At 51.9% G+C, this 8,415-nt stretch carries 5 protein-coding genes; all 5 read right to left on the minus strand.

What is annotated here, in order from left to right; genetic code table 11:
• On the minus strand, positions 1 to 516 hold a 516-nt coding region (locus J1785_RS06220), incomplete at its 3' end, for a M35 family metalloendopeptidase (protein WP_217219052.1).
• Between the two features lie 158 nt (positions 517 to 674).
• A complete protein-coding gene (locus tag J1785_RS06225) occupies positions 675 to 2,009 on the minus strand; it encodes a VasL domain-containing protein (protein WP_217219053.1) in 1,335 nt (444 codons plus the stop codon).
• Between the two features lie 20 nt (positions 2,010 to 2,029).
• On the minus strand, positions 2,030 to 4,600 hold the full coding sequence (gene tssH / locus J1785_RS06230; protein ID WP_217138868.1) for a type VI secretion system ATPase TssH: 2,571 nt from the start codon (positions 4,598 to 4,600) through the stop codon (positions 2,030 to 2,032).
• A gap of 45 nt (positions 4,601 to 4,645) precedes the next feature.
• Positions 4,646 to 8,083, minus strand: a complete 3,438-nt coding sequence (locus J1785_RS06235; protein WP_217219054.1) for a type VI secretion system protein — start codon at positions 8,081 to 8,083, stop codon at positions 4,646 to 4,648.
• 6 nt (positions 8,084 to 8,089) lie between these two features.
• Positions 8,090 to 8,415 (minus strand): DotU family type IV/VI secretion system protein (locus J1785_RS06240; protein ID WP_217219055.1); only part of this gene is annotated, 326 nt, incomplete at its 5' end.

The raw sequence follows: 8,415 nt of genomic DNA on the forward strand, positions 1-8,415 counted from the left end.
GGCATAAGTATGCAGTTCTTTAACCGACCACGGAGTGAACAAACCCGGTGCCTGCTTATCCATACAGATAGAATAGGCATAATCTTCAGTATTAAGGATCAGATGACTCAACTCATGAATAACTGTTGCCGAAATATCATCAACATGCATGCGACCGGTACGTATATAAGACAAGGCGATATATTTTTTATTGATACCATTCTTGAAATCTTTTGCATCAGTAGCTTTAACGTACCCGATCGTATCTCCTCCGGACTCATACAATTCTTCTGCAAGATCAAAGTGTTCTGGTGATAAATTCGCCATCTTTCTTTTAATCTTATCCACCGAATGGATCAGTTTTTTCACTGTGGCAGTACTATCTTCATTCAATAATTCTTTTAAGATTTTTTTGGTGTCATCTGATAATTTACTTCTTCCCAGTGCCTTGAGAGCAATATATATCTGCTGTTTAGCATTGATAATGATAAAGGGTAAAAGGGTTTTCAATCTTTCTTCAGCTGGATGCATCATCATATCCTTATTGATAGCATTGTAAGACAAACTTCTGGTTTAACTGGCGTAGTGGCATGGCATTGCTTATAAAGTTACCCTTGGAAAAATAACTTGTTACCTGTTTTCCGTGAAAAATAATGCGCAGGGAAGTAAATAAAAAAATGTCAATAATCAGGCCATTATTTAACTCCGAAACGGTACGCATTCAATGCATCAACTCTTTGCGTAAATTGTTTTAACAAGGCCGGATTCACTTCCCGATGATTTTCCTTATCCTGCCCGATCGTCCACAATAGTGTTTCCGCGCTGGTACCATTGCGTTGCAAATCCTGACGAATTTGATATACCGCCGTTTTCAACTCCGACACAGTCATATATTGACTGTGCTTCTTTTCAGCATTCAGCAGCCGGGCTTCAAGTTCATCAAGATGTTTGTTAGCCAGCACATAACCATCGAGCGCCGGAATATCACCTGCTTTTTCCTGTAAAGTACGACGCCATTGCGCGCTGTATTCATTATCCGGATACACCTTTTCCAGATGGTCGGATAATATCTCGCCCTGACGCAGCAGCATATCTGCGGGTTGCTCACTGATCCACGACAGAACCGGTGCGGCATGGGCTAACACCGCCTCTTTTTGTGCATTCAGGTCAGATGCAGGAGCATTCTCCCAGGCATCATTCAACTGACGTTCACTATGTTGTAACGCCATTAAGGGCAAACTCAGCTTTTCACTCAAGCTTAGTGTTTGTGATGAAGACCAGAGCGCTACTGCCACGACACAAACCGCTATACCCGCCGCCATTCCCCCCGATGCCCACAATAACGGACGCGGACGCGGTTCAGGAGCCAGTTGTATTTCTGGTGGTTCGGCAGCGGATATCATGTCGGCCACCGCCTGCGTTGCTTTCTTCTCATTGACGGGTTGCGGTGTATTTTCCTCCGCAACCGGCAAGATTTTCGCCACTTTGGGTGGAACAGGATACGGCACGGAACGGCAGCGGACTTGCAGGAAATAATGCAGGTTATTGAGTGAATCATGGCTGCGTGACTGCAGGTTTTTTGACTGACTGCACAAAACACCAATGCTTCTCTCTACCTGACGCATCTCACCACTGTTTTCCGGCCCGTACTCCAGCGTATAGATATGTGTCGCCACATTGGCATTGAACCAGTCGATCAGTTGCTGACGCTGTTGAACGGCAGTCAACGGCGGCCAGCAACGCTGGCTGTTGTGAGTAAACGCCGTTGACAGCAGTTCGAGCGCCAGCGCCAGTCCTTTCCAGCTTTTAAGTCGCAGACTGATGAGACAAAACCACATGCCGCTTTGCAGATCATAACCATATTCATGAAAAAGCTGAAAACAACGCTCTTCCAGCAGATGCCAGTCCAGTTTTGCCGGCAGATTTCCGCTCAGATGGCTCAGCTCACTGCTCAGCAACAGAAACGATTTGCTGAGACGCGGATCATGGCCGTTAATTTTTAACGCGCGTAAATTCACCCTGTTTTTCATGATTATCCTCTTCCTGCCGTTCAGACAGGTTGTTTAGCCACTGAATTTTTCGCGGCAGGCTGTCTGGACAATGTGAGCTGACCTTTACTGACGCCGAGTTGCAGGCGGATATCGGCTTTACTCTCAACCGCCAGTAAACGGTCGGTGAGGAGTGGCAGTAACTCCCGGTTCAGCACGGCATCAATTTCGCGGGCCCCGCTTTGCTCGACCTGGCAACGGCTGGCGATGAAATCCACCACTTTTTCGCTGTAGCTCAGGGAGGAGTTACCTTCACCCGCACGGCTGAAACGTTTACACACTTTATCGATTTTGAGACGGATGATTTTTGCCAGTGTTTCACCCACGACAGGCAGATAAGGGATCAGTTGCAGGCGTCCCATCAGTGCAGGACGGAAATATTGATCGAATTCAGGCCGCAGGAGTGCCGTCAGTGCTTTCTGATCGTTGTTTCCGGCAGCGCAGGCAGCCATCACCCGATCGCTTGCCAGATTACTGGTCAGAATAATCAAGGTATTACGGAAATTGATCAGTTGGCCTTCGGCGTCTTCCATCACACCTTTATCAAATACCTGATAGAAAATTTCCATCACATCCGGATGGGCTTTCTCCACCTCATCGAGCAGGACTACACTGTACGGCCGACGACGTACCGCCTCGGTCAGCACTCCGCCCTGTCCATAACCCACATACCCGGGCGGGGAACCTTTCAGGCCAGACACTGAATGAGCTTCCTGATATTCAGACATATTGATGGTAATTAAACTTTGCTCACCGCCGAAAAGCAGTTCCGACAAGGCCAGCGCCGTTTCTGTTTTGCCAACGCCGGAAGGCCCGGCCAGCATAAAGACGCCGGTGGGCTTAACCGGATCCGCGAGATTGGCGCGACCGATGCGGATTTGCTGCGCAATGTCCGCTAATGCATGGGATTGCCCGATCACCCGGCTCTCCAGACGTGCGACCAGATCGCCGAGTTGTTGCTGTTCTTTTTCCATCATCCGGCCCAGCGGGATGCCGGTCCATCCGGCAATCACATCTGCGACACAGGTCGCATCCACACAGTCATACACCAGCGCCTGATCTTTATGCATCTCAGCGAGTTGTGCGCGCAATGCGGCAATCTGCGTCATATCCTCAATACGATTAATCTGCGCCACGATGTGTTGTTGCTGATGCCAGACCGGCAGCAATGCCTCCAGATTTTGCGTCAGTTCGCTTTCCCGCTGATCCAGCCATTTTATCCGCGGGTGGTTATCGCCCTCTTTCAGCAGACTTTCCCGTTCAGTGTGAATGTTGCTGATCATCGCATTGAGATCTTCGATCTCTTTGGGCTCATGGCACTGAGAAATCGCCACACGGGCGCAGGCAGTATCCAGCAGGCTTATGGATTTGTCCGGCAACTGGCGGCCAGAAATATAACGGCTGGAGAGACGAACAGCAGCCACCAGCGCGCTTTCGAGGATCTGTACGCCATGATGTTTGCTGAGTGCCGGTTTCAGCGACCGCAGCATAGCGGTGGCGGTCTCTTCATCAGGTTCTGCCACTTTGATCACCTGAAAACGACGCGCCAGCGCGGCATCCTTCTCAAAGTATTTTTTGTATTCAGCCCAGGTGGTAGCTGCCACCACGCGCATTTCCCCGCGCGCCAGCGCTGGTTTAAGCAGGTTTGCGGCATCATTTTGCCCTGCCTGACCGCCAGCGCCAATCAGCGTATGCGCCTCATCAATAAACAGAATAACCGCAGACGGGTACTCTTTTACTTCACGCAGCAAGGTTTGCAGACGGTTTTCAAATTCGCCTTTTACGCTGGCACCGGCCTGCAGCAATCCCATATCCAGCGACAAAATTTCCATTTCCCTCAACGCTTGCGGTACGGTGCCGTCCACAATCCGTTGCGCCAGTCCTTCAACCAGAGCTGTTTTTCCCACGCCCGGTTCACCCGTCAGCACAGGATTGTTCTGGCGGCGGCGTAACAGCACGTCGATCAATTGACGAATTTCCTGCTCTCGCCCCAGCGCAGGGTCCAGCGCCGAATGACGCGCCTCTTCAGTCAGGTTTCGGGTGAATTTCATCACCGCTGAATCAGCGGTGTGACGGGGCGCAGCAGGATGATTCGTGGCCTGTTCCGGTCTGCAGGCATCATGCAACAACCGGTCAGCACGTTCAGCCTGACACAGTAGTGCCTGTTGTAAGGCGGGTGACAGGGGGTTCTGATTGTCTTTTTCACTGGTAATCAGGCTACCCAGTAAGGCCTGTACCGGCAGTTCTGTTTGCTGCCAACAGGCACTGGCATGCAGCCAGGACTTCTCCAGATGTTCGACCAGCAATTCTGACAATACCGGGCTACGTGTATTGCCGCTACGCAGATGATTGAGGCTGATTTTCAGCGCATCAATCAGCGTATCGCCACGCAGGCCCGCATCCAGGCAGAGTTGCTCAATCAGCGCAGGATTACGGGTCACCAGTGCAAGCAGTAAATGCTCAATGTCTACCTCGTGATGCGTACGGCTGACGGCAAGGCTGATCGCAGCGTCAAGGCACTCACGGGCTTCGACATTCATTTTCTCAACAATCTTCTTCAGGTAATTACCCATAAATAATCCCGTTTAATTTTTACAATCGTGCCCTGAATCAGGCATTCAGTGACATTCGGTGATACGGACAGGCAGTTGTGAGAACGCGCTCTTCAATGCCGTTGGTCGTTTTTTTTCCGCTTTTCTGCTGCTGGCCTCCTGCTGAGCCTGGGCATTAACATTCAGCGCCTGACTGAGTGCCTGCCACTGTTGCCAGCGTTCCTGGAGGGCGTTCTGTGGACCGGACTGATAACGCACCATGACTTCCCTGATGCCCAGAACTGCCAGTTGCGCGGATTCATCAGGAAAATCCTCTGCTTTAAAGCGGCGTTGCCCGTCTGAAATATCGTGCAGAAAATCCGGCCAGGCGGCGTCTCCGAAATATTCATAAGTCAGGTCAAAACCGGGGAAATTGATCATCAGTGTGGCGCGGCTACAGTGACCAGGACGCCAGCGGAATGTCGCCTGCTCGCTGAAGTTCATGCTGTTTAGCTTCCACTGCTGCTCATCACAAAACAGCGTCAGGCGGGTGCCCACCGGCATCAGTCGTGCTCCGCCCGGAATGGTGGCTGGCAGGCTTTTGAGGGTCAGTTCCAGCGGTTTAGCTTCCAGTTCCGCCATCTGTGACTCCAGATCGGTTTGTTCATCTTTCAGCGAGGCCAGTGCATCGTCATTGCGGGTATTTTCACGTTCAGGCATCGCCAGCACATCATCCGGACGCAGAACATGATTGACCATTCGCAGAAATTCCGGCGTCAGTCCCGGCGTCTGTCCGTTGAACTCGCCTGCTTTTGGCCCGTTGTCTCCAACCACCAGCACACTTTTTGCCGGCCCGCGGATAAAATCGGACAGGTATTGCCATGCCAGATCCTGTTGCTCCTCATATTCCAGACGGCTGGCGTTATTTTCCATCGGCCATAGGACCCGGCTTTTCCACTGTTGCTCAAGCCAGCAGGCAGAACGCTGCATAGCATGTGCAACCAGCCAGTGTGCATCGTTCTGATAGAGCGTCCAGACCGCGTTGGTGGCAAAATCGTCCCGTTCCGCAGATAAGCTTTTACGCAGCACGTTGAAACGGCTGTCCAGCAGTTGTAAAGGATTGCTGTCTCCCGCCGCACCGGTCTGGAACAACCCGCGGGTCAGGCGATCGCTGCTTTTCGGAGTGGCAAATACATCCGAAACCGCCGCATTCAGGCTGGTTTTCCAGGCACTCCAGTTTTTCACATTGAGATCGGAAAGCACCGGTGTCAGCGTTTTGCTGTCGGTTTTCAGCAACACTGAAATTTTCTTCTGAATGAATTGCTGGATTTTGCTGATGTGCGGAACCCGCGCGCCCTGTGCCGACATGGTTTGTAACTGATTCAACCGGCGTAGCTCGCGCAACCACTGCGCGGCATCCTGAGTGCTGATATCCCCGAGTTGTTCATTCACATAACGGGCAAATTTCATCGACGGGCTGTTACCCTGGTCGATTGCAATCAACGCGGTTTGCCACTGTTCACTGGTCAGCACAGGGGCGGCTTGCCGGTTCATCGCCAGCATCAACGTCATCCATTGCGTCTGACGCAGGTCAGGCCAGCGCTGTTCAAAGGCTGCCAGTTCAGGCATCGGAACCTGCTCACCCCCTGCACGGCGGATATCCTCCAGCCAGCCCTGAATTTGCGCAGTGCCCTGCAGGGTCCACAGACCGCTGACCTGCGTTATGTCCTCAGAGGAGGGCAGGAAATCCGTCACACTCACCGGCATCAGATCGTCTGAAGGGGCTATCAGCCATGCCATCTGTGGATCACTGTTGACCAGACGGCCCAGCAATTCACGCAATACCGTCAGTTGCTGGCCCCCTTCCGGCAGCTGTAGCAGCGCCCGTTGCAGCACCACGTCCTGCTGATGTGATAAAGGCACCGTCGCCCCCGTCATGCTGAGCGCCGCCGGAACCGGTGCCTGTTTTATCAGCTCACTGACGGGCTGTTTTTCCCACATGGCCTGTTTGGTGATAAGCGTCCTTGCCAGGTCCAGAATCATTACGCGTTTTTGCTGTGGAACGGCATCTGTAAACTGCCGCTGGTAATTATCGGCTATCTCATTCAGATTCACTTTATCGCGTACAGATGCAGCAAGAATGCTGGCCTCAAGCTGCGCATGACGATGGTTGAGAACGGGGACAAAAGGAAAATATTTCAGCGGATGCGTATGCCAGTTTTCGATGTTCTCAAGCTGCTGAACCTGCGCCGCGACATCCATTTGTGCCGGCGTACCCTCAGTAAGGCAACGGGTGAAATAACCACCAATCAGCAGATAAGTGATCGCCAGCGCACTGAATGTCATCGCGCCCCATTTGTGCAGATAACGACGGCCAAAACCGACAGGTTCAATTTCACGCTGACGGCTGAGTGCTGGCAATAACCGCGTCATCAGGTCATGGATAAAGAAAGCCTGACGTGAAGCACTGTTTTTGCTGACGGGTTCGGTGGCAGTAAACCAGATGCCACCCAGCGCCGCGGGTTGAAAATAAACGTCCGGCTCACACAAGGCAGCCAGGTAACGTTGCAGTGCGGGTTGCAATTGGGGCAGTTGCTCCGGAAAATCCATCAGCGCCAACGTGTCGCCATCCGGTTCACCGCCGGAAAGCATGCTGACACGGACTTTATCCAGCCCGTCTTTCACACAGGTAAACAGCGGGTCCAGCAAGGCCGGATCTTTCCCATCGACGATAGGGGAATAGCGCCAGTAGTAACCGAGCGGTTGCTCCCGCTGTGCGGCGGAAAGTTTATGGGCCCAGTTGCTGAAACCCGGTACCCGATCACAGCAGGTGATAAACAGGTATACCGGCAGGCGGCGTCTGACTTTACTGACCAGAGGTTCAATCTGCGTACGGATATGCCGCGCATGCAGATGCAGTTCGGCGTCATCTTTTTCGAGCAACTCACTGACCGACACACACACCACGATGCCAGCTGGCGCCGGCAGGCGGGCACACCAGTTCACCAGACGTAACCAGCCTCGCTCGAAGGCTGGCGTTTTACTCAGAAAATGGCTGGAGAGATCGAGAAAACCCACAGAGCGAAAAAACCACCAGCGTAAGGTCCGTGTCGGTACCACCAGGGAGCTTTCAGGCTCATTGGAAAACAGCGGCAATCCTGCACCGGCCATCAGCGTCGTTTTACCGCTTCGTCCACCAGTCAGTACAAACCAGGGGAGCGGTTGTTTGCGTCTTCTGATGCGCTTAATGACTGCGGCACCGGTTTTCCAGTGTTCGAATAAAACATATTCCAGCCGGGTGAGTTTAAATTTTGACTTCAGGGAGGAAATATATTTTATCTGGGCAATACCGGAAACCGACCCCCAGATAAACCGGGAAAATAAAACGACGAGGATCAATATCAGCCAGAGTATTAATGCATGCAAAAGAGTCTGTCCCAAAGCAACAGACATTACGACGCAAACAATAAATAACAGGCACAGAAATAGTGTCCATGCGACAAAGGAAAGTAATTTTTTAAACATAGTGGTTTACCTGGAAAATATTCCTAAGCCGGTGGACAAAATCACTAAATAGGTGATCACAGGCAGTGTGAGCAACAATCCTTTACGCTGGCGGAGCTTTTTCACTATCGTTTTATTTTTATCATCGCCGCCAGCCTCCTGTTCAACCAGCAAGGCATCGTTCGGCCACTGTCGCCAGGCTTGCGGCAAGCACTGCCGCTCATCTTCGATGCGTTGCTGCAAAAGCTGTGCATCCTGCGCGGTATATTTTCCGTGGAAGCCCATCAGCAGACAAAACAGATACACCATTCTCAGTGGAATATTGTTTTTATCCGTTCCATCCAGCCTTTCGA

Source organism: Rahnella perminowiae (assembly GCF_019049755.1).
Classification (GTDB): Bacteria; Pseudomonadota; Gammaproteobacteria; order Enterobacterales; family Enterobacteriaceae; genus Rahnella; species Rahnella perminowiae.

Coding starts and splice junctions, on each gene's coding strand:
- tssH (WP_217138868.1), bottom strand. CDS start 4,600: ATGGGTAATTACCTGAAGAAGATTGTTGAGAAAATGAATGTCGAAGCC.
- J1785_RS06235 (WP_217219054.1), bottom strand. CDS start 8,083: ATGTTTAAAAAATTACTTTCCTTTGTCGCATGGACACTATTTCTGTGC.
- J1785_RS06225 (WP_217219053.1), bottom strand. CDS start 2,009: ATGAAAAACAGGGTGAATTTACGCGCGTTAAAAATTAACGGCCATGAT.